Genomic DNA, 22,100 nt, shown 5'->3' on the forward strand with positions numbered 1-22,100 from the left:
GCGGGGCGGCGGCATTGGGGTTTTGCAGGAACTAATTACCTAAACATTATTAAGTCTGCGCCACGGGCAAGGGTTCGGAGATACCGGTGGATTCGATGAGCAGGTAATCGAAGCGGCGCTCCCCGGCCAGGCGCTTCACTTCGGCAAGGAGGTCTTCCCGGAGCGTGCAGCAAATGCACCCGTTCGACATTTCCACCAGCTTCTCCTCCGTTTGGTGGAGCGCCGCCGAATCGCGGACCAGGCGCGCGTCGATATTAACTTCCGCCATATCGTTGACGATCACCGCCACGCGCAAACCTTCGCGGTTGTGGAGAATGTGTTGTAACAGGGTGGTTTTACCCGCGCCGAGGAAACCGCTTAAAACAGTCACCGGTAGTTTACGGGGAACCGGGCGGAGGTGGTCCGCCGTCAGGGAAAAAACAGAAGAGCCGGGCATATCGTCAGGTTTAATGGTTACTCGGTTGGCGTAACATTCGGCCCCGGGCCTGCTTAGTGCTGCACTTCAGCGGCCGGTTCGGCCTTCACCTGGCATTTGCGGCAAAAACGGATATTATCCACATGCGCCGCCACGAGCAAGCCCGCGCCCAGCGCGATGGCCGTCAGTTCCAGGGAATGCGGGAACCAGAAGTGGCCCGCTATTAACAAGGCAAACCCGATCACGAACAATAAAGAAGGGCGGATCCGGCGGTGCTGGTAGCGATACCCCCGGTACAAAGCCGCCAATCCTACCACCGGCGTGGCCCCGAGCAATACATATTCGAGCGGCTCGTAATGAACGGCGGCACCCGCCAGCGGCAGCACCGCCGCAATGAGCGGGAGGGCCACACAGTGCACCGCGCAGGCCAGCGAGGCTCCAATACCGATAGCGTCCAGGTTCATCTTGTTGAATAGTCGAGAGAAAGCCATAATCAGTTGGTTTGTGGGCAACAAAGCTAAGGGATATTTTGCAACTACGTTGCAATTGAACGAAAAATTAATGAAATTTGTATCTGCGGAACGCTATATTAGCCGAATTCAACATACCTTTTGCAACCTTGTTGCCAAAACAAAAGTGATGACAGACATGATGATCCAGACGAATGCACTGGCATATACCTACCCGGGCGGACGGGTGATCCGTTTCCCCGACCTGGCCTGCCGTGCCGGCGAAACCCTCCTGATCACGGGGCCTTCGGGTTCCGGTAAAACCACCCTGCTCCATTTGCTCGCCGGGCTTATCCGCCCCAACGAGGGCAGCGTGCAAGTGGCGGGCACCCCGCTCAGCACGCTGGGCACCCGCAAAATGGACATCTTCCGGGGCAAACACATCGGGATCATCTTCCAGCGGTCGCATTTTATCGACGCATTGTCCGTGTCCGACAACCTTACCTTGCCATTGCAGCTGACGGGCGCACCGGTAGACCGTACCCGCCTGGCAGCCGTGGCCGGCGATCTCCGCATCGGCCATCTGCTGGACAAGCTCCCTGCCCGCCTGAGCCAGGGCGAGCAGCAACGGGCCTCCATCGCGCGGGCGGTGCTGCAATCGCCCGACGTGATCCTGGCCGACGAACCCACCGCCAGCCTCGACGACCATAACTGCGAATCCGTGGCCCGCCTGCTGTCTGAACAGGCGGCGCGGCACAACGCGGCCCTGCTCATCGTTACGCACGATAACCGGCTGACTTCCCTTTACCCACAACACATTCAACTGACATGATCTTTCGCATCGCCATACGCAACCTTTTACACAAACCGCTTTACACCGTGCTCTGCTGGCTGCTGCTCGCGTGCAGCACTTCGGTACTCCTCGTGCTGTGGGCCCTCAACCGGCAGGCGCGCCAGCAGCTCGAACAGCAGATCGACGGCATCGACCTCGTGCTGGGCGCCAAGGGAAGCCCCTTGCAACTGATTCTCAGCAGTGTGTACCACCTCGACAATCCTACCGGCAATATTCCCTTATCTGAAGCGAGCCGTTTCATGCAGCATCCGCTGGTGGAGTCGGCGGTGCCCATTTCGCTGGGGGACTCGTATCACGGATTCCGCATTATCGGCACTACCACCGCCTATCTTGATAAATACAACGCAAAGCCCGCGCAGGGCAAAGTATTCATCAAATCCATGGAAGTGGTGGCAGGAGCGGAAGCTGCGCGCAAGGCCGGCCTGAAAGTTGGCAGCCGCTTCGCGGGAACGCATGGGCTGGGTAAAACGGGTCATGTCCACGAAGGGGAGGAATATACCGTGACCGGGATCCTTCCCGCCACAGGGCTCGCGATCGACCAGCTGCTGCTCACGCCGCTGCAAAGCGTTTGGGATATCCATGCGCCGCATCATGATGCGGACGATCACGACCATGACCATGCCGAAGGAGAAGCGCACGATCATGATCATGACGACGCAAAGAGCAGGGAAACGGCGCACGCCCACGCCGAAGGGGAAGCGCACGATCATGACCACGGTGACGGGAAGGACCATGACCATGGAGAAGCGGGAGAAACCGCGGACCCCGTGCATGACCCGCAGCAGCAGGTGACGGCGGTGCTGATCAAGTTCCGCGGCCCCATGGGGCAATTGCAGTTTCCGCGGATGATCAATGAATACACGAATATGCAGGCCGCGGTGCCCGCTATCGAGATCAACCGGTTGCAGGCTTTGCTGGGAACGGGGGCGAAAGTGCTCCGCGCCCTGGGCTGGCTGTTGGCCGGGCTGGCTGCATGCAGTATCTTTGTAACGCTGGTGCAGGGCACGCACGAGCGCCGCTACGAACTGGCCCTTATACGGACCATGGGCGGTTCCCGGGGCAAATTGCTGGGCCTCGTTTTCGCGGAAGCTTTCCTGCTGGGACTGCTGGGCGTGGCAACGGGGATCGCGCTGAGCCGGGTGGCCCTGCTGCTCCTGCAACAGGAACTGTTTGCCGGCTATCATTTGAATTTTTCCGGCGCTATGCCGCTTACCGCTGCCGATGGAATAACCGCGGCAGCTATCGTCGGAGCCTGTATGCTGGCTGCTTTGCTGCCTGCCGTACGCGCCTTCCGGCTGAATATCGCTAAAACGCTTGCCAATGCTTAAAGTGGAGAAAATTTTACTGGGCGTCGCCGCCTTCGCCCTTGTTTCCTGTTCCGACATTTCGCAGGTTTGCCGCCATAACCTTTCCGCCGCCCCCTGGCTGCAGAAAGCTTTTGCCGCCGGCAGCCATTCCGAAAACCTGCCCATGTCCACCGTAGACGCACCAATGCGCGACGAAGCGCCGCAGAAAGTGACCTGGAAACAACTGTCAGACGTCATCTTTACCCGTAAATACGACGAAAAGATGCAGCTGCCCATGCTGTACCCTTCCTTCTCCCGCACCATCAAAGCCCTCAACGGTAAAACCGTGGAGATCAGCGGGTACATGGTGCCGGTAGACCCGAAAGGTTCCGTCTACGTGCTCAGCGCCAACCCCAACAGCTCCTGCTTTTTCTGCGGCGGGTCTGGTCCGGAGTCGGTAATGGCATTAAGTTTCAAGGGAAAGAAACCGGAATTCGAAACGGATGACTACATCAAAGTAAAAGGTGTATTGAGGCTCAACGAGAAAAATATCTACGAATTGTATTATAATCTTGATAACGCTGAAATCACCGGCAAATGACCTGGCTCAGGGCCCGTCTCGGGAAACTGTGCTACCTTTGCGTATCAGACCAGGAAGATCATTCATTATGTCCAAGAAATTAATATTTTATACCTCGTTTTTCGTGCTGTTGAGCTTAGGCTTCATGGCCTATTATGCGTTCATGATCAAGGAAAGCCGGGGTAACTGGATAGGAAAAGAGAAACTGCCCGTTCTGGGGGCCCCGGGCCACACCGTGCAGGGATTCAGTTTTACGGACCAGGACGGCAACCGTGTCACGCAAAACCATGTGAAAGGCAAGATCTACGTGTCGGAATACTTCTTCACCACCTGCACCAACATTTGCCCGGTGATGAACAAGAACATGGAAAAAGTATATGCAACATATAAGGACAAACCGAATTTTGCCATCCTGTCCCATACTTCCGACCCGGATTACGACTCCATCCCCGTGCTGAAAGCTTACGCTGAAAAGCATGGCGCGGATCCAAAGAACTGGCACTTTCTCACCGGCGACAAACGGCAGCTCTACAAGCTCGCCCGCGAAAGCTACCTGGTGGACGATGGTACCTTTACCGGGGAAGACGACTTCATCCACACGCAATGGTTTGCGCTGGTCGATGGCGAAGGCCGCATCCGCGGGTTGTATGAAGGCACGAAAGTGAAAGACGTTGATAAGCTGATAGCCGACATCGACCGGCTGATGCATGAGTAAATTTTTAAACAATGCCTGCAAAACAAAAAGAAATCATCGTGCACTTGTTACGTTCCAGCAATCTGAGCGTTACGGACACCCGTGTGAAGATCCTGGAGCTCTTTTTCAAAAGCAATGGCGCACTCGAACATGCCGACTTCGAAAAGCTCAGCGGCAAAAGCTTTGACCGGGTTACCATTTACCGTACCCTGCAAACTTTCCTCGACAAGGGGATCGTACATAAAATCCCGACCACCGATACCAGCGTGCGTTATGCCATCTGCAAATCGGACTGCCGGGAGCACGAGCATCACGATCATCACGTTCATTTCCGTTGCGAAGAATGCGGCAGCACCCAATGCCTCGACGAAACGGACGTGCCCGCCATCGCCCTCCCGCAGGGTTATGCCATGCACAACGTGGAAGTGGTGGTGAGCGGAGTTTGCAAATCCTGTCAATAACGGAACTTCCAACGCATAAAAAAAGGGAGCGGCCAAACGGTCGCTCCCTTTTTCGTTTTTCCCAAATGGGTTTATTTTTTCGTCAGCAGATCGATTTCCTGTTGCACGAAATCCGCCAGTTCCTTCACGTAAGCCGGGGAGAAGTCGAACCGGATGCCGGCCGCTTCGTATAGCTCTGGGAGGGTTTTGGTGTACCCCAGGCTGAGGGCTTTCATGTAGTTGTCGAGCGCTGTTTCGGGTTGCTCGCGATATTGTTTCCACATGGCGATGGCGCCCAGCTGCGCAATGCCGTATTCAATGTAATAGAAAGGTACTTCGAAAAGATGCAATTGGCGCTGCCAGTTGCTGGCGCGGAAATGTTCGAATCCGGTCCAGTCTATGTTTCCCGGCGTGAATTCGTCGAGGATGCGCGTCCAGGCTGCGGTGCGCTCTACGGGCGTGTGCGCGGGATTTTCGTAGATCCAGTGCTGGAATTTATCGATTGTTGCAATCCAGGGGAAGATGACGATGGAGCGTTCCAATTGCTGCAGTTTGGCGCGGCGCAGTTCTTCGGGATTGTCGAAGAAGAGGTGCCAGTGGTCCATCGTGAACAATTCCATGCTCATGCTTGCCACTTCCGCGATCTCCATGGGATATTCCTTGAAAGCGCTGAGCGGGAGGTTGTGGCTGAGGAAGGAATGCACGGCGTGGCCGCCTTCGTGCACCATGGTGGTGAGGTCCTTCATTTGCCCGGCCGCATTCATGAAAATGAAGGGGACGCCGGTTTCCGCGAGGGGGCAATTATACCCGCCGGGAGCTTTGTTCTTCCGGCTGTCGAGGTCGAGGCGCTGCATGTCGCGCATCACTTCCAGGCATTCGCCGAAGAAGGGGCGCAGTTCTTTGAAGCAGGCGATGGATTTGTTGATCAGTTCGTTCCCGTCTTTAAAGGGTTCGAGGGGTTTGGTGCCTTCTGGTTCGGCGTCCGCGTCCCAGGGGCGGAGCTTGTCCAGCCCCAGTTTGGCCCGCTGGCGTTCCAGCGCCCCGCCTACCAGCGGCAAAATATGCTCGCGGATAGCCTGATGGAACTGGAAGCAATCTTCCTTGGTGTATTCGAAACGGCCGAGCTCTTCGAATTTATAATCGCGGTAATTGGCGAAGCCTGCGTTTTGCGCTACTTCGTGGCGTTTGGTAACGAGCGAGGAGAAGAGCGCGTCGAGTTTTTCGCGGTCCTGCAGGCGGCGTTCCCCTGTTTTGGTGAAAACTTCTTCGCGCAGTTTGCGGTCGGGATTTTCGAGGAACTTGGCAGCTTGCTGCAGGGTGAATTCCTGTCCGTTCACTTCGATGGTCATGGCGCCGGAGATAACTCCGTATTGCTGGGCCATAACACTGAGTTCTGCCTGGATGGGAATATTCTTTTCGTTGAACAGCTTCACCTGCTTGCGGACGTTGCGCAGGTAGGGGAAATACTGCGCGGGATCGAGGTCGGCGCTGAAGGGGCTGTCGAGCAGTTTACGATTGAGCGCGTCTGCATAGGGTTGCAGTTTGGGCTGGATTTCCATGCAGAAGTAGGTAAACGCTTCTTCGTATTCCTTGTTGGCGGTGTCGCGCGTCATGCGGATCTGGCGCCAGCAGGCGTCTTCACTAATCACGGCTTCCAGCTCGGAGATATCCGCCAGCCATTGGGAGAGTTCTTCTTTGCTGTTGACGGGCCGTTGCTGGAGGGTTTCGAAATATGGCTGCAGCGCGTCCCAGGTGGTTACCGTAAAATCCTGCGGGAGAAATTGCCTGGGGGGCGCTGTGATATGAGCATTGGGCATGATGTACAATTATTTTGCGGAAAAATAGCAAAAAACGGGCTAAGCGGGGCAAACCTGCCATAAGGACGGGCGTCACCAGGGGCCAGGCCCTACCCGGACTGTCACGAAAGTGATGCTGATACAGGCTTTAAGATAGGTTGAGATACCCTTGAGATACCCTTGAGATACGGTTCAGCCATCGTTGAGACTCCCTATAAAGGGGTAACTCAAGGGTAGCTGAAGTATGCCTGAACCATAGGGATAGCCTGCCTTATCTATTAGCTATCGTCCTGTTTACCTGGTATTAAGCAGGTTGATATCTGGACGAAGGGGTATAAAAAAAGCAAACCAGGCCGCTTGCGGGAAGAGCCTGGTTTGCTGCGAAATATGTGTAAACCGTTTATTCTTCGGTTTTCTTCTTGCGGGTAGCTTTGGGCTTTTTCTCTTCGCCTTCGGCACCTTCAGCGTCGGCAGCCGCTTTTTTAGCGGGCGCTTTCTTCTTCGCTGCGGGTTTTTCTTCTGCTTCCGCGCCTTCGGTTTCGGCAGCCGCTTTCTTGGCGGGCGCTTTCTTCTTGGGCTTCGCTTCTTCGGCAGGAGCGGCTTCTGCGGCGGGAGCTTCAGCGGTTGCTTCGGCGCCTTCTTCTGCGGCGGCTTCGTCGAATTTCAGGAGGTCGTTTTTCTCGAGGATGGAGAACCATTTCACCATCTTCTTCATATCGCTTACATACACACGGTCCTCATCGAACTCGGGGAATACGCTTTTGAAATAACCTTTGATCGTATTGTTATCAGCTTTCGCATCCACCAGGGGGAACGAAGCCGCGTTTTCCTGCATAGCCTTGAATACAGCCGACAGGTTAACATTATCGCCCGTGGTAAACACTTCGATGCTTTCCAAGGGGGTAAAATTATGTATCCGGGAAGATACGAAGCGGGTGCTTTTATCCTCGAGCGATTTTACAATAGCGCCATCCTGTTTGCTGGCCAGCAATTGGAATAAACCGCCTAATCCGGTTACTGCAACAATTTCTCTGTACTGCATGAATTCATTTTTAAAGAGCGGCAAATATAAAAAATTAACAGATGAAATAACCCTGACAAATTTTCACCCGGGCTTTTAGGTCCGGCCAATCAGTCGCGGAGCAATACCACGGCCAGTTTGCGCACCAACTGCTTCCCATCGGCGTTCCAGGCGGCGATCCGGAGGGCATATGTTCCGCGGGGAAGCGGTAACCCACTGTCTCCCAACCCGTTCCAGCTGATTTTGCCCTTATCCGCGGCGGAAACCTGGTCGGCCAGGTGGCGGACTTGCCGGCCGGCCGCGTCAAATATCCGGATATCGAGCCGAAACCCCGGCGCAGGAAATCCCCAGCTGATCCAGAGTAGGTCGTCGACGCCGTTGTTATCCGGGCTGAAAGCCGCCGGCTCCGCACTGCACCATTTCCCCGCAACATCCCTGCCAACCCGGTGGGAGTTCGCGTATCCCGGCGTCGCGAAGCCGGCGGTGGAGGCGGCGGAATGCCAGTTACCCGGTTCCAGCCCCGAAATGCCCATGTCCAGCCGCTCGAAAGCAACGCCTTTGGTAACCGACAACTCCGGGGAATGGCGCTTCCGGTCCCAGGTAACTTCATCCAGCAACGCGCCCGACAGCGCAAACAGGCCCAGCTGGCCGGATTCGGCGGACAGGGCGGGCAGGGAAACGTACTCCATTGCGCCGAGGCATGCGTATTGGCGGCAGAGGGCTTCCGGGCCGGGGCTCAGGGCGAGGAACTGGCCGGGGAAAAGCAGATACGGGCGGCGGATCACCGGGGAAAGCGACCGCCAGCTGCTATCGTCGGCTTTTGTGGAAAAACGGAGGGCCTGGAGATCGATGGGCGCGGCGCCGTTATTATATATCTCGATGAAATCGTCGGTGCCCGTGATCGGGTCGGGAAGGATTTCGCTGACCACGATGCCCGCCGGTCCGGAAGGGCGCCCCGCGGGGATGAAATCGCCGGGCGGCAGAGGGCGGCCGTCGCAGCTTTCCAGGGCAAGCGTCCTGAGTTGGAACAGGGCGCCTTCAGGCAGGGGTTCCGCCAGTCGGAGCAATACGGTATTAAATAACGGCGGCTCGGGGTGGGCGTTGGTGATGGGGCGCTCCGACGCAAACGCGGCAACATCCGCTGACGGGGAAACCGGGCCGGAGAAATGCAGGCGGACGTGCAGGCTGTCTTGCCAGGTGCAGCGGAGGAGCACGGGGAGCGGTGGGTCCTGCAACGGAGCCGCCACCGAATTGAGCTTGCCAGGCGTTCCGCCGGAAGGGTCGTTGGAGAAGGCCCAGTTTTCAGGACCGGCGCAGGGGAAAGCGGGATCTATCATTTCGAGGGACCAGCCGCCCGCTGACTTGAAGCTCCCGGAAAAGCGGCGCATCTCCACCGCTACGGCGTGGATCACGTGGCCGGAGGGGGCTTCCAGGAAGAGAAGGTCTTCGTCGTTATGCAGCGCGAAGAAGCTGCCCGCGTCAACGACCGGTTGAAAGAAAGCGGCGCCTCTGCGGGGAGCCACCACCACATATCCGCCGGGCGCCAGCGCAAAAGCGGGGAGCGTGGCGGAACCGCCGTTGCCGCGCACCTTCCATCCCGCGAGGTCAATGGTGCGGGAAGACGTGTTCTTCAGCTCGATGAACTCATATTCCGGCAGGGCAACCGGCGGCGAGGGGTCCGTCATGATTTCGTGGATAATGACATCGTGCGGCAAAGGATACGTCGTATCACCACAGGGCGCATACAAAAGCGCGCAGGCACAAACAATGACTTGCATATGATTACTTTTTAATGGGTCAACAATCTGGCGGGAATATATCGAAATTGTCGTTTGATATATTAATTTTGGGTCTCGTTTTTTAAACCTAATCAAAATCATGAAAGTAGCCGTAGTAGGCGCCACCGGACTGGTAGGCTCCAAAATGTTGCAAGTACTCGCGGAAAGGAATTTCCCTGTGACGGAACTGATCCCTGTCGCTTCCGAAAAATCTGTTGGTAAGGAAGTAGTGTATAAGGGTAAGCCGTACAAAGTGGTAACCGCAGATACGGCTATTGGCATGAAACCGAACGTAGCCATCTTCTCCGCCGGCGGCAGTACTTCTCTGGAGTGGGCGCCGAGGTTCGCGGAAGCAGGCATCACCGTGATCGACAACTCTTCCGCCTGGCGCATGGATCCCACCAAGAAGCTGGTGGTTCCCGAAGTGAATGCAGACGCGCTCACGAAGGAAGATAAAATCATCGCGAATCCTAACTGTTCGACTATTCAAATGGTGCTGGTACTGAAACCGCTCCACGATAAATATGGTATCAACCGCGTAGTGGTGTCCACTTATCAATCCGTAACCGGCACCGGCGTAAAAGCCGTGACCCAGCTCATGAACGAGCGCCAGGGTATTGAAGGAGAAATGGCATATGCCTATCCCATCGACCTGAACGTAATTCCGCAGATCGACGTGTTTACCGAAAACGGTTACACCAAGGAAGAAATGAAAATGGTGAAAGAAACCGTGAAGATCATGGGCGACGAGAAAGTAAAAGTTACGGCTACTACCGTGCGCATTCCGGTAATGGGCGGACATAGCGAAAGCGTGAACATCGAGTTCGACAAAGATTTCGATCTTTCGGAAGTACGCAGCATCCTTGCTGCAACGCCGGGTTTGATTGTGGTAGACGATCCTGCGAAAGCGCAATATCCCATGCCGAAGGATGCACATGACAAAGACGAAGTATTTGTAGGCCGCATCCGCCGCGACGAAACACAGGCGAATACATTGAACCTTTGGATCGTGGCAGACAACCTGCGTAAAGGTGCGGCAACAAACGCTGTACAAATCGCGGAATACCTGAGCGGTAAGAACTGGTTGTAATCAAGTCTTTTCCAATAGTTATCCACAACGGCGCGGCACACTCCGCGCCGTTCTTTTTTATGCCCGGACTGCTATCATCTTGCAGTTCAAGTCATTAACAAAAAATAATATTTTACCGATTTTCATTCATTATCATTCATCTACACGCATAACGCTGCCATGTGTCACTTATATTCAACTCATTACACGGTTGAACATTTGGAAATTGCATTTTTTTCATTTAAATTCACTTCCCCGTCACACTACGACGAGGCATACACGAATACTGTCGACTCTATTAACGAAACGCGCAATGCGTTGACTGTACCTGCTTTCATCATTTTTTGTTAATGCACTTTGGATTAAAAACTACACGGAAGTAGTATAGATTTGTGGGGGATATAATTCACCTTTGACATTACAATCCTATGCTAATAAATTCATTATCTGTATTATCCATGAAAACTATTCTATCAAATTAAACACCCTTTTTGTCCTATGAAAACCAACGCAAATCGTGAACTTTTGTTAATGCATAAGTTTACCGAAGAATGGAGCACGAACTTTTCCTCGCAGGTTTCCCGCATCATGAACATTGTAGATCAAAAGGATACAATGGACGGAATTATTCCGATCATTGAAGTGGCGAATGTGTATAATCAGCGCTTCGCGGAAACGAGGATAGACAAGGAAAATTTGTTAAAGAACCGTAAATCGCGCCCATTTGAGTTTTTGATACATAAGAATTGATTTACTGTCTCTATTTTGTTGCAGCAGCCTAGTTGCCGGAAGCGCTTGTACCCCACAAGGACTTCTCCGGTAACTAGCAGGGCGGGGAAAGATGGTTATTCGTCCTGCGCGGCATTCAGAAATCCGATGAATGGTTGCATCGCCGAAAAGATGCGGAGCACATCGCGAACGAGCGTTGGTTGGGTAGCCGCCTCGTCGCTGACATGAGTAGTCACTACCCAGCTTTTCAGTTTCAGATATGCGATAGCGGGATTATCTTCATGATACCCCTGAGGCGCGGTTTTCAACGAGTCGCCATTTACTTTTCCGAACAGGCGGATAAAATCTTTCGCGCCAACGATTCGCTGAAATTCCGCGAAGTTGTAATCTATTTCCTGACGAACTTTTTCAATGCGGGAGGCGCCGGCATCCAAAGTCCGCCACCGGCGAAGCTATGCCCTCCGGGCTCCAGGTGGAAATAAAAACCCGCCAACGGGCTCTTCTTGCCCCCTTTTGAAAAGGAAGCCCCCATGTTCGCTTTATAGGGCGTCTTGTCTTTCGAGAAACGGACATCTTTATATATCCGGAAAACGCACTCCTTTACGGTAAGCCCTTCCATCCCCGGGTCCATCCGGGCCAAACCGTCGATGACCTGCTGTACCAGGCTTTCGAAATCCTCCTTCGCCTGGAGGTACGAAGCCCTGTTTTCATCGAACCAAACCTTATTGTTGTTGAGCTTGAGGTCTTTCAGGAATTTCAATGTGGAACGTTGCAGCATAATTGATAGCCCGTTTTTTGGGGGAGAAAAGATATAAAAAACCCCGGTAAACCCGGGGAAATTTTCTCGCTCCCGCCGCAATGGGCCGGAAAATAAAATAGGGCCGGCTGAAACAACCGGCCCCTAAGCATAACGGTTCGGTTAAACCTTATTATATGAGCCTGTGATTAGGATTCCTTAAAACTTATAGATCGCCGCCAGCAGCACATTGGCGGAATTGGCCTTCGGCGCGTCCGCCTTGGTGAATATATCCTTCGAACCGTGATCCAGCCTGAACTCCGGGATCAGCGTGAAGCCACCTACCTTGTACTGGCCAGACAGCGTTACAGCGAAGATGCTGCCACCTTCGGGATATTCGGTCTTGTCGCCGTATACTTTGATATTATCCTTGTCGGAGAAATACTCCCCGCGCAAAGTGAGCCCCAGGCTTTCGGTGGGGTCGTAATTCAGGTAAAGCGCCGAGCCGTACCAATTGGTGTTCACGCCGTTTTTGTACATGCTGTAGGTGCCGTTGTACCCCAGGCCGAACTTGGGCGTCAGCTGATAGGTTATCACCGCGTCCAGCTGGTCGTTGCGGGTCTGGAAAGTATCGCGGCCGCCGATGTAGTTCAGGTAAAACTTGAAAGGAACCTCCGCCGGGGCAAATCCATATTGCGCGCCGATGAACTTGATCCCACCCCAGGTAGCGGATTTAAAGTCGGTCGGGTTGAACACGCCCACCATAAGGCTGTGCGAGCCGAACGTCATATCCGCCTTTACCCCGGTGTGGAAGAAAGGGCCATAGGAAAACATATATGACATGCTGTAGTTGCGGTTCGCGTATGCGTCTACCAGCTCGTAACCTACGTGGGTGCTGTACGAACCCATGGAGAACTTCAGCCAGTCGGTAGGGGCAAAGGCAACAAACAGCTGCTTGATCGCCAGTCTTGTTTTATCGTCGTTGTACGAAAAATCTTCCGCACGCTTTCCGAAGCCGATATCCGCCACCATGCCTACGTTCTTGAAAGTGCTTTCCAGTTTAAGCGAAAGCATGTTCAGCTCAAAGGAATTGTGGGAACCGGTGAAACTGGTCTTATTGTCGGTAACGTTTTTGTTGAAGTTGTATTTATAATATACATCGGCAGAGCCGGACAATTTAAAACCTACGGGGAGGAGGCGTGTAGAATCCTGTGCGAGGGCAGGCACAATCGAAAAGACAGCCAGGAGCGCGAATAAACTTTTTCTCATTATTGGAATTTTAAAATTTTGGTTAATAAAATGATAAAGGGTTCCGCTGCTTTGTTTGGGTGCTGATTCAGGTACACGATGCTGCTGGGGCAAAACTCACCCGGATCGCCCGTCGTCATGGCCTGCGGGCCACGACGACGAACAACGTCCGGTTTTTCAAAAAAGAGAATATTAACTAACTATTGCGAAGGGATCGATCAGATCAAGGTTGATAAAATTATCCGTGCTGGATACCGGTTTCTTCTTCTGTGAGCGTGCCGTTGCTGCTAATGCTCATCATGTTGGGATGGTACATTTCGTTGTGCTGGGTAACGTCCAGGCCGAGTTCTTCTTCTTCGTCAGACACGCGGAGCGGATGAACGTAGTTGATGAACTTGAAGATGGCCCAGGATACCGCGAAGCTGTAACCTACTACCAGCAACAGGCCGAGGGTTTGTTTGTAGAACAGGCTGAAGTTGCCGTAAGCCCAACCGTTTTCCGTGATGGCGGGATTGATGGCCTGGGAGGCGAAAACGCCTGTCAGCAGCATACCGGTCATACCACCTACGCCATGGCAGGGGAATACGTCCAGCGTATCGTCGATGGAAGATTTGTTTTTGAAGTGTACGACAAGGTTGGAAACGATAGCCGCAACAAAACCGATGAACAGCGATTGCGGAACGCCTACATAACCTGCGGCGGGAGTGATGGCTACAAGACCAACCACGGCGCCGATACAGAATCCGAGTACCGAAGGTTTACGGCCACGGATCACATCGAAGAAGATCCAGGAAAGACCAGCGGCGGCGGTAGCGGTATTGGTAGCGGCGAAAGCGGTCACGGCCAGGGCGTTGGCGCCGAGGGAAGAACCAGCATTGAAGCCGAACCAACCGAACCAGAGCAGACCGGTACCCAGCAGTACAAAAGGTACGTTGGCGGGGGTCAGTTCTTTCTTGGCGATATGGTCTTTCCGGCGGCGGAGCACCAGGGCGCCTGCGAGGGCCGCGCAACCCGCGGAAATGTGTACTACGGTACCACCGGCGAAGTCGAGCACGCCGAGTTTAAAGAGGATGCCTTCAGAATGCCAGGTCCAGTGCGCGATGGGCGCATACACCAGGAGGGAGAACATCACCATAAAGAGGACGTAGGAGGTAAAACGGATACGCTCCGCTACCGCGCCTACTACCAGCGCCGGGGTGATCACGGCAAACTTGAGTTGGAACAGGGCGAACAGCATCATGGGAATAGTTCCCCAGGCCGGCCCGTCCGGAACGCCTTTAAAGAAAAAGAACGTCGAAGGATCTCCGATGATACCGTTCTGGGATTCACCGAATGCCAGGCTGAAGCCTACCACTACCCAGATAATGCTGATCAGGCCGGTGGCGATGAAGCTTTGCATCATGGTAGAGATGACGTTCTTTCGGTTCACCATGCCTCCGTAGAAGAAGGACAAACCGGGGGTCATCAAAAATACCAGGGAGGTGGCTACCAGGATCCAGGCGACATCTGCGAAATTATACTTGCTGGCATCAGCAAAAGTGGTCGGGGTCGGTAAAAAAATGCCAATTATGGCAAGTCCGGCCAAAACGATAAAGGGCAGATAATCCTGAAATGAAATTTTCTTCATAGCGTTTCATTTTAAAATTCTCAATAAAAGTAGGCAGGTGATTTAAAACCTCAAATAGAACGCCCTAAAAATGGAAAACATTGAAAAATCTTCGGATTATCCGGCCTTCACCGCAATCACATTAAAATATTTTACTATATAATATTTATTTTTTCGATAATTTGAGGGAGAAAAGGGAAGATAAAGCACGTGTTAACAAACTGTATTACAAACCATTACAAAGATTTTTAGCGTACAATGACGAAATTCTAATTTCCCGGTACGAATGTGCTACTGCAAAAATGAAAAAAAGGCTACAAAGCTTTACTGGTCATATTTTTAAATATAAAAAGCGATTGTACTGTTTGATGAAAAACCGTACAACCCCCATAGTCATATTATAATTAATTCTATGTTGATATATTTGTTTTAGCAACTAATTCCGCTTCATATTCTCCAGCTCCTGCTGCATCGCAAACATCTGGTCACGTAACCGCGCCGCCTCCATAAAGTCCAGGTCTTTCGCCGCTTTCTCCATATCCTTCTTCACCTTAGCAATACTCTTCTCCATCTGCGGAATGCTTTGTACCGTGTTGGCATTGAACACTTTACCCTCATCCGCCACCACTGCCATCTCATCATGCACCGCATATGGCGACGATTCGTCGAAATGCCGGATCTCCAACACAGATGTCTGCCCCAATATCTGCTCCTTCGACTTCCGCACGGTTTTCGGCACAATCCCGTTCTCTTCGTTGTGCTTCCGCTGCTTCTCGCGCCTGCGATCGGTTTCGTCGATCGTCCGCTGCATGCTGTCCGTGATCTTATCGGCGTAAAAAATCACCCTTCCGTCCACATTCCGCGCCGCGCGGCCGGAAGTCTGCGTCAGGGAGCGCTCGTCGCGCAGGAATCCTTCTTTATCCGCATCCAGGATCGCCACCAGCGACACCTCGGGCAAGTCGAGGCCTTCCCGGAGCAGGTTCACCCCCACCAGCACGTCTATATTACCCAGGCGCAGATCCCGCAGGATCTCCACCCGCTCCAGCGTATCCACTTCACTATGTATGTACCGCGACTTAATATTAATACGGTGCAGGTACTTGTCCATCTCCTCCGCCATCCGCTTTGTGAGTGTCGTCACCAGCACACGGTCGCCTTTTTTCACGGTTTTGTCGATTTCGTCCAGCAGATCGTCTACCTGGTTCTTGCTTGGCCGCACCTCGATCGGTGGATCGAGCAGGCCGGTGGGGCGCACGATCTGTTCCACGACAACGCCTTCTGTTTGCCGCAGCTCGTATTCTCCGGGAGTGGCGCTCACGTAGATGGTCTGGTTAAGCAGGCTTTCGAATTCATGGAAATTCAGCGGCCGGTTGTCGAGCGCGGAGGGCAGGCGGAAGCCGTAATCCACCAGCGTCAGTTTCCGGGAGCGGTCGCCGCCGTACATGCCGCTCACCTGCGGGATGGTTACATGGCTTTCGTCGATCACCAGGAGGAAGTCTTTGGGGAAATAGTCGAGCAGGCAGAAGGGGCGTGTGCCGGGCACGCGCCGGTCCAGGAAGCGGGAGTAGTTTTCGATGCCGGAGCAATAACCCAGTTCCCGTATCATCTCCACGTCGTAGTTTACACGCTCGGCGAGGCGCTGGGCTTCGATGAGCTTCCCTTCCCGCTTGAAATATTCCAACTGTGCGGCCAGTTCGTCCTGGATCTCGTGGAGAATCTGCACCATGGCGTCTTTCGGGGCGATGTACAGGTTGGCGGGGAAGATGGCGGCGGTGTCCATCGTGCCGATGCGCTTCCCGTTCTGCACGTCGAAACTCTCAATCTCCTCGATTTCGTCGCCGAAGAAGGTAATCCGGTAGCCGTAATCGACATACGGCAGGTTAATATCCACCGTATCGCCCTGCACCCGGAAGTTCCCCCGGTTGAAATCGCCGGTGGTGCGGGAGTAGAGGGCGTTTACCAGTCCGTGCAGCATCGTATTCCGCCCGATTTGCTGGCCTTTAAATATCCGGATGATACCATTCTCGAAGTCGGTGGGGTTACCCATACCGTAAATACAGGACACGGAGGCTACCACGATGATGTCGCGCCGGCCGGAAAGCAGGTTCGACGTAGCGCGGAGGCGGAGTTTATCCAGTTCTTCGTTGATGGCGAGGTCTTTTTCGATATAGGTGTCGCTCACGGGCATATATGCCTCGGGCTGGTAATAATCGTAATAGCTCACGAAGTACTCCACCGCGTTTTCGGGGAAGAACTGTTTGAATTCCCCGTAGAGCTGGGCTACGAGGGTTTTATTATGTGTCAGCACCAAAGTGGGCTTCTGCACGTTCTGGATGACGTTGGCAACGGTGAAGGTCTTTCCCGAGCCGGTAACGCCCAGCAAAGTTTGTGCGGGCTCACCGTCTTGCAGCCCTTCGGTGAGCTGGGCAATGGCAGTGGGCTGATCGCCCGAGGGCTTATAGGGTGCTTGTAATTTGAAAGGCATACATTTTCCGTTTTAACTGGCGGGTCAACGAATTTCGGATATTATGGGGGAATGACCGAACTTCGCCTTCAAATTTCGACAAATTAAACGGACATGAAAACGGTTTTAACCATGCTACTGCTGATGAGTGCCCTTCTTCCACTGCAACCGGCACAGGCTTACGGCCCTACCGGCCACCGGGTAGTAGCGGAGCTCGCCTCCTTCCATCTCAGCGCCAAAGCGAAAGCAGGCATCCGGAAAATCATCGGCAATGAAACCCTCGCCATGATCGCCAACTGGCCCGACTTCATCAAATCAGACACCACCGGCCGGTACAACCATACTTCCCCCTGGCATTACCTCGACTTTCCCGGCCATTGCTCCCGCGCGGAATTCGACCGTATTATGGCCGAAGCCAAAGGCGAAAATCTCTACAGCCAAACGCAGGCGATGATCGCACAGCTTAAAAACCCCAAAACCACACCTGGACAGCAAAAGTTCACGCTCTCCTTCCTTGTGCATATGATCGGCGACATGCATATGCCGCTGCACGTCGGGCGCGACGAAGACATTGGCGGCAACAAGATCCAGGTTTCCTGGTTCGACCGCCCCACCAACCTCCACCGCGTGTGGGACGAGCACCTGATCGATTTCCAGCAATACAGCTATACCGAATACGCCCATATCCTCCACCGTGTGCTCACCCCTGCCCATACCCAACAGATCCGCAGCGGCAGCATCGCCGACTGGATGTGGGAATCGCATGTGCTGAGCGACAAAATCTACGACCGCACCCGCCCCGGCGACAAACTGAGCTATCGTTACAACTTCCTGTTCGTGGAAGACCTCAACGACCAGTTGCAAAAAGGCGGCGTCCGCCTGGCAAAAATCCTCAACGAAATCTTCGCGTAAATCCGTAAAAACGGCATAAAAAAAGCGGCCCGGCAAAACCAGGACCGCTTTTTTCATATCAAGAAATGTACTAAACGAGATCGATATCGAAGTTCACCAGTTGCACGAATTGTTCGAGGCGGGTGGTGATGTCTTCTTTGGTGATTTCGCGGAGGCGGGCTGCGCCGAATTTCTCCACGCAGAACGATGCCATGGCCGAACCTACGATGATGGCAGTTTTCATGTTTTCGAAGGAGATATCTTTCGTTTTAGCCAGGTGGCCCATGAAACCTCCTGCGAAGGTGTCGCCGGCGCCGGTGGGGTCGTATACATCTTCCAGCGGCAATGCGGGTGCGAAGAACACGTGGTTTTCGTGGAACAGCATGGCGCCGTGCTCGCCTTTCTTGATGATCAGGAAGCGGGGGCCCATGGTGAGGACTTTCTTCGCGGCTTTCACGAGGGAATATTCACCGGTGAGCTGGCGAGCCTCAGAATCGTTGATCATGAGTACATCCACCATTTTGATGGTTTTGAGGAGATCTTCCAGCGCCACGTCCATCCAGAAGTTCATCGTATCCATTACGATGAGTTTGGGGCGCGTTTTCATCTGGTTGATAACGCTCATCTGCACCTGCGGGGTGAGGTTGCCGAGAATGAGGAATTCGCTGCCCTGGTAGCTGTCGGGGATCACGGGCTGGAAATCAGCCAGCACGTTCAGGTCTGTTACGAGGGTATCGCGGGAGTTCATATCAAGATGATAACGGCCGGCCCAGTAAAATGATTTTTCGTCTTTCTTCACCTGCACACCGTCCATGGCAACGCCTCTGGCAGTGAGGGCATCCAGTTCTTCCTGCGGGAAATCCCCGCCGATAACGGACACCTGGTTAACAGGCTGAACGAAGTTGGAAGCGGCCCAGGCGATGAACGAAGCGGAACCGCCGACGATTTTATCTGATTTACCGAACGGCGTTTCGATATCGTCGAACGCCATGGTACCTACTACGGTAAGAGACATGTGATGCTTGAATTAGAGGTTTGAAAACGGAGCAAATGTAAACCATTCGGCCCTATTCAGCCTTTATTTTCTTCCACCGCCCCGGCCGGATAAGGATCATACCTGTAACGTCATAGACCGTTCCGCGATCGTGATGGCCCGGTTACGCCCCGTGTCCAGCGATATCCGGAACATCCGGGATTCCCGGAAAAGCCCTGTTGCCCGCTAAAAACAGGCCAAAACCGATGATTTCTCTTGAATAAGGTGCGATTTTGGCGCGGATGTAACTTTTGGACGGAGGCGCCCGTTTCACCCACAAACAAGCAAACTTATTATATCTTTGACGGAAATCATGCAACACATGTTCGTAAAACATATCTGGAAAGGAATTGCTGCAATGGCGATCATCGGCACCACACTGGCTTCCTGCACGAAAGACGACACGCCTAAAAAGGTCTACCGCTTTCAGAACATCAACCTGGTAGATAAAGATAATGTCACAAACGGCTACCTGACCATCGCGGAAATCACCGACACCACTTTCGACGTCTACATGCAAATCAACAAATCGCAGATGGGCGTTAAGTATAATTTTACGTTTTTCCGTGGCGCCATCACCGCTGCCCCCACAGATACCCTCATTAATTTCGGTTCCGTGACCAGCCAAACCACTGGCACTCCGGTACTGGTGAACAGGCGTATCAAGGAAGTGATCGCCGGCGAGAATGCCACCCGCAAATTCAATTACGACAGTATCATCGCCGTCAACGCGTTTGCACGGATTTCCCTGCAGGGCTCCCAGGGGCAGGATTCCGCTATCGCTACCGCCAACATCGGCAGCAATATCACCAAATAACTTTTTTAGTTGATAGATGGATGTAAGCTGTTCCACTTTGCGGGGCAGCTTTTTTTATTCCCCCCTGTTGGCCAAAAGAAAAGCCGGCCAAAAGGCCGGCTCCAGGTCGTATATGAATAGGATATGGTTCCAGGCGGGAAAGATTTCCCATGCAGAACAGATTTATTACCGTATGGTTGTCAGTTTCGTAGCACCTTAAATTCCGTGCGGCGGTTGGCTTGCCGGCCGTCGGGGTTGTCGGCGCCGTTGGGCAGGGTATTCGGCGCAACGGGGCGCGTTTCGCCATAGCCCTTGCTCACAATGCGTTTCTCTTCAATGCCTTTGCTGAGGAGGTAATCCACACAGGACTTGGCGCGGGCGTTCGACAACTTGAGGTTGTAAGCATCCGTGCCTTTGCTGTCGGTATGCGCGCCCAGTTCGATTTCCATTTTCGGGTTATCCAGCAGCAGGAAGTAGAGGGAATCCAGGATGACTTTGGACTCCGGCCGCAGGGTGGCTTTGTTGTAATCGTAATAGATATCGTTCAGTACGATGGGTTTGTTAATCTCGAATCGTTTCAGGCAAACGGTGGGGTTCATCATGGAATCCACCATGGTCAGCTGTTCCGAGTTGAAATTGAAGTTCTTGGAGAAGTAGTTTTCCTTCTCGATCAGCACTTTATACTTCTTGTTCATTTCGATTTCGAACATGTAATTGCCGCCCATGCCCGTGGTTTGCGTTTCCAGCACGTTTCGCTGGGTGCTGTCGAGCAGCGTGATTTTAGCGCCTGCGAGGGGTTTATTGGTTTCGCAGTCGAGGACCATCCCGCCGGCCATTTTGGCTTTTCTTTTCACGGCGAAGATTTCGAGGCAGCAAACAGACTCCCTGTCGGAGCTGATAAAGCCTTTGTTAAGGGCTTTATCCGGAGAAAGGCCGGTGTAATATTGATCGTCTTTGGCGGAGTTGATGGGGTAACCGAGGTTTTCGGGGGCGCTCCACCCGCCGAAGTTGCCGGCGGATTTGGAGGAATAGAAGTCTTGTCCACCAAAGCCTACGCGGCCGTTGGTGCTGAAAATGAGGGTTTGTTTACCGGGGTCGTAGAAGGGCGAGCTTTCGTCGCCGTCGGAGTTGATCGTATTGCCGATGTTCTGGGGGGCGCTGAGGGTGCCGCCATTGCCGATGGAGGCGTACCAGATATCGAATCCTCCTTTGCCGCCGGAGCGGTCGGACACGAAAAGGAAGTATTTACCGTCGGAGGAGATAGAAGGTTCTTTGGCGCTGTAGCCCGCTACATTGATGGAGGCATCGAGGGGTTGGGGCTCCGTCCACCCCGCTCCGCTGCGGATGCTACGGTAGATAGTCGATTTCTTCGCGCCGTCTTTACTGTTCCAGCGGGTGAGGAAAAGCGTATTGCCGTCGGGCGTGATCGCTGCGGCGCCTTGTTCAATGCCTTTGTCTGTAGGAATGGAAACCTTCTCCCGGCTTTCATAGCTGGCATTATTGCCCGTGGCCATGTACAACGTGTTAATAAAAGGGTTCGACTTCTTCGCCATCAATACCGAATCCGGCCGCGACGACGTGAAATACACCGTATTATCTGAAACCGGCACGATGGCGTAGTTGGCGCCGCCCTGATTGATATTCCCTGAAACTTTCACGACTTCGTACCGCGGCGGATATTTCATTTCTTCGATCGCGAATTCGCAATTCCTGATTTCCAGGTCGGCTCTTTTCGAAAAATCGTCGTACGCCTTGTACCCCTGCCGGAAGGCGGTAAACTGCTCGAGGGCGCGCTCATAATCTTCCGACTTCTTCGCATTCGCGCGGATGGTAACGCCATACCAGTACCGCGCCATAGGGAAAAGTGAGGTATCAAAGGTCACAGCTTCAGCGTAATACTTCTCCGCGCTGCCGAAATCGTTGTACATGCGGTAAGATTCCGCCAGGCGGTATACTACCTGCTCATAATCCTTCAGTTTCTGTTCTTTTTTCTTACCGCTGCGTTCCACCTGGTATGGACGGTATTCCCCGGGTTTCACGCTAAAGGTGCCAAGCGCCTTGCTGTAGTACTGTGCTGCGGAGTAATAGTCTTTCTGCTCGAAATACTGATCTGCCGTACGTTTGTAATCATAGATGTACTGTGCCTGCAGGTGCGTGAGCAATCCTGTCAAAGTCAAAATACATATGAAGGTAAATTTTTTCATAATGCGCATCAT

The 22,100-nt window shown here is 53.4% G+C and carries 19 protein-coding genes and 1 pseudogene; 9 read left to right on the forward strand and 11 right to left on the reverse strand.

From position 1 onward, the window contains the following. Window positions 1–49 precede the first annotated feature (49 nt). On the reverse strand, window positions 50–436 hold the full coding sequence (locus tag WJU16_RS12010; RefSeq protein ID WP_341838548.1) for a GTP-binding protein: 387 nt from the start codon (window positions 434–436) through the stop codon (window positions 50–52). Window positions 437–489: 53 nt separating this feature from the next. Further along, the gene (locus tag WJU16_RS12015) at window positions 490–906 is read right to left on the reverse strand and encodes a MerC domain-containing protein (RefSeq protein ID WP_341838549.1); all 417 of its coding nucleotides are present in this window, start codon (window positions 904–906) and stop codon (window positions 490–492) included. Between the two features lie 148 nt (window positions 907–1,054). Here WJU16_RS12015 and WJU16_RS12020 point away from each other — a divergent pair, with 148 nt between their 5' ends. From WJU16_RS12020 to WJU16_RS12040, 5 genes are all read left to right on the forward strand, one after another. Then, window positions 1,055–1,696 carry an ATP-binding cassette domain-containing protein gene (locus tag WJU16_RS12020; protein WP_341838550.1) on the forward strand — a complete coding sequence of 214 codons (642 nt, stop codon included), beginning with the start codon at window positions 1,055–1,057 and terminating at the stop codon, window positions 1,694–1,696. Beyond that, window positions 1,693–3,045 carry an FtsX-like permease family protein gene (locus tag WJU16_RS12025; protein ID WP_341838551.1) on the forward strand — a complete coding sequence of 451 codons (1,353 nt, stop codon included), beginning with the start codon at window positions 1,693–1,695 and terminating at the stop codon, window positions 3,043–3,045. The genes WJU16_RS12020 and WJU16_RS12025 overlap by 4 nt, the downstream gene beginning before the upstream one ends. Continuing rightward, window positions 3,038–3,604 carry a hypothetical protein gene (locus tag WJU16_RS12030; RefSeq protein ID WP_341838552.1) on the forward strand — a complete coding sequence of 189 codons (567 nt, stop codon included), beginning with the start codon at window positions 3,038–3,040 and terminating at the stop codon, window positions 3,602–3,604. Before WJU16_RS12025 ends, WJU16_RS12030 begins: the two co-directional genes overlap by 8 nt. Window positions 3,605–3,671: 67 nt before the next feature. Further along, window positions 3,672–4,298, forward strand: coding sequence for an SCO family protein (locus WJU16_RS12035; RefSeq protein ID WP_341838553.1), 627 nt, complete (start codon window positions 3,672–3,674; stop codon window positions 4,296–4,298). Window positions 4,299–4,309: 11 nt separating this feature from the next. After that, window positions 4,310–4,738, forward strand: a complete 429-nt coding sequence (locus tag WJU16_RS12040) for a Fur family transcriptional regulator (protein ID WP_298717779.1) — start codon at window positions 4,310–4,312, stop codon at window positions 4,736–4,738. A gap of 71 nt (window positions 4,739–4,809) precedes the next feature. Here the strand turns inward: WJU16_RS12040 and WJU16_RS12045 are convergent, their stop codons facing one another. The 3 genes from WJU16_RS12045 to WJU16_RS12055 all read right to left on the reverse strand — a co-directional run bounded on the left by WJU16_RS12045 (window position 4,810) and on the right by WJU16_RS12055 (window position 9,312). Continuing rightward, window positions 4,810–6,534 carry a M3 family oligoendopeptidase gene (locus WJU16_RS12045; protein ID WP_341838554.1) on the reverse strand — a complete coding sequence of 575 codons (1,725 nt, stop codon included), beginning with the start codon at window positions 6,532–6,534 and terminating at the stop codon, window positions 4,810–4,812. A gap of 379 nt (window positions 6,535–6,913) precedes the next feature. Beyond that, a complete protein-coding gene (locus WJU16_RS12050; RefSeq protein ID WP_341838555.1) occupies window positions 6,914–7,555 on the reverse strand; it encodes a DUF5606 domain-containing protein in 642 nt (213 codons plus the stop codon). 89 nt (window positions 7,556–7,644) lie between these two features. After that, window positions 7,645–9,312 (reverse strand): lamin tail domain-containing protein, encoded by a 1,668-nt coding sequence (locus WJU16_RS12055; RefSeq protein WP_341838556.1) that lies wholly within the window; start codon window positions 9,310–9,312, stop codon window positions 7,645–7,647. Window positions 9,313–9,412: 100 nt separating this feature from the next. Here WJU16_RS12055 and WJU16_RS12060 point away from each other — a divergent pair, with 100 nt between their 5' ends. Both WJU16_RS12060 and WJU16_RS12065 read left to right on the forward strand, forming a co-directional pair. Next, window positions 9,413–10,402, forward strand: coding sequence for an aspartate-semialdehyde dehydrogenase (locus tag WJU16_RS12060; RefSeq protein ID WP_341838557.1), 990 nt, complete (start codon window positions 9,413–9,415; stop codon window positions 10,400–10,402). 477 nt (window positions 10,403–10,879) lie between these two features. Next, on the forward strand, window positions 10,880–11,131 hold the full coding sequence (locus tag WJU16_RS12065) for a hypothetical protein (protein WP_298707914.1): 252 nt from the start codon (window positions 10,880–10,882) through the stop codon (window positions 11,129–11,131). A 95-nt stretch (window positions 11,132–11,226) separates the two neighbouring features. On the opposite strand, the pseudogene WJU16_RS26090 reads toward WJU16_RS12065, so the two are convergent. From WJU16_RS26090 to uvrB, 4 genes and pseudogenes are all read right to left on the reverse strand, one after another. Further along, a pseudogene (locus WJU16_RS26090) lies at window positions 11,227–11,888 on the reverse strand (DUF2461 domain-containing protein). Between the two features lie 177 nt (window positions 11,889–12,065). Then, entirely contained in the window at window positions 12,066–13,115 is a 1,050-nt protein-coding gene (locus WJU16_RS12080; RefSeq protein WP_341838560.1) for a porin, read from the reverse strand. A gap of 217 nt (window positions 13,116–13,332) precedes the next feature. Further along, on the reverse strand, window positions 13,333–14,721 hold the full coding sequence (locus WJU16_RS12085; RefSeq protein ID WP_341838561.1) for an ammonium transporter: 1,389 nt from the start codon (window positions 14,719–14,721) through the stop codon (window positions 13,333–13,335). Window positions 14,722–15,136: 415 nt separating this feature from the next. Further along, window positions 15,137–17,185: an excinuclease ABC subunit UvrB gene (uvrB, locus tag WJU16_RS12090; RefSeq protein WP_341838562.1), complete on the reverse strand. Its 2,049-nt coding sequence runs from the start codon at window positions 17,183–17,185 to the stop codon at window positions 15,137–15,139. Window positions 17,186–17,278: 93 nt separating this feature from the next. Between uvrB and WJU16_RS12095 the strand changes: the two genes are divergently transcribed. After that, on the forward strand, window positions 17,279–18,076 hold the full coding sequence (locus tag WJU16_RS12095; RefSeq protein WP_341838563.1) for a S1/P1 nuclease: 798 nt from the start codon (window positions 17,279–17,281) through the stop codon (window positions 18,074–18,076). A gap of 70 nt (window positions 18,077–18,146) precedes the next feature. Here WJU16_RS12095 and WJU16_RS12100 read toward each other — a convergent pair whose 3' ends face one another. Next, a complete protein-coding gene (locus tag WJU16_RS12100) occupies window positions 18,147–19,070 on the reverse strand; it encodes a PfkB family carbohydrate kinase (RefSeq protein WP_341838564.1) in 924 nt (307 codons plus the stop codon). Between the two features lie 340 nt (window positions 19,071–19,410). Between WJU16_RS12100 and WJU16_RS12105 the strand changes: the two genes are divergently transcribed. After that, entirely contained in the window at window positions 19,411–19,905 is a 495-nt protein-coding gene (locus WJU16_RS12105; protein WP_341838565.1) for a hypothetical protein, read from the forward strand. A 179-nt stretch (window positions 19,906–20,084) separates the two neighbouring features. Here WJU16_RS12105 and WJU16_RS12110 read toward each other — a convergent pair whose 3' ends face one another. After that, window positions 20,085–22,088 (reverse strand): OmpA family protein, encoded by a 2,004-nt coding sequence (locus tag WJU16_RS12110; protein WP_341838566.1) that lies wholly within the window; start codon window positions 22,086–22,088, stop codon window positions 20,085–20,087. Between the last annotated feature and the right edge of the window lie 12 nt (window positions 22,089–22,100).

Source organism: Chitinophaga pollutisoli, from assembly GCF_038396755.1.
GTDB lineage: Bacteria > Bacteroidota > Bacteroidia > Chitinophagales > Chitinophagaceae > Chitinophaga > Chitinophaga pollutisoli.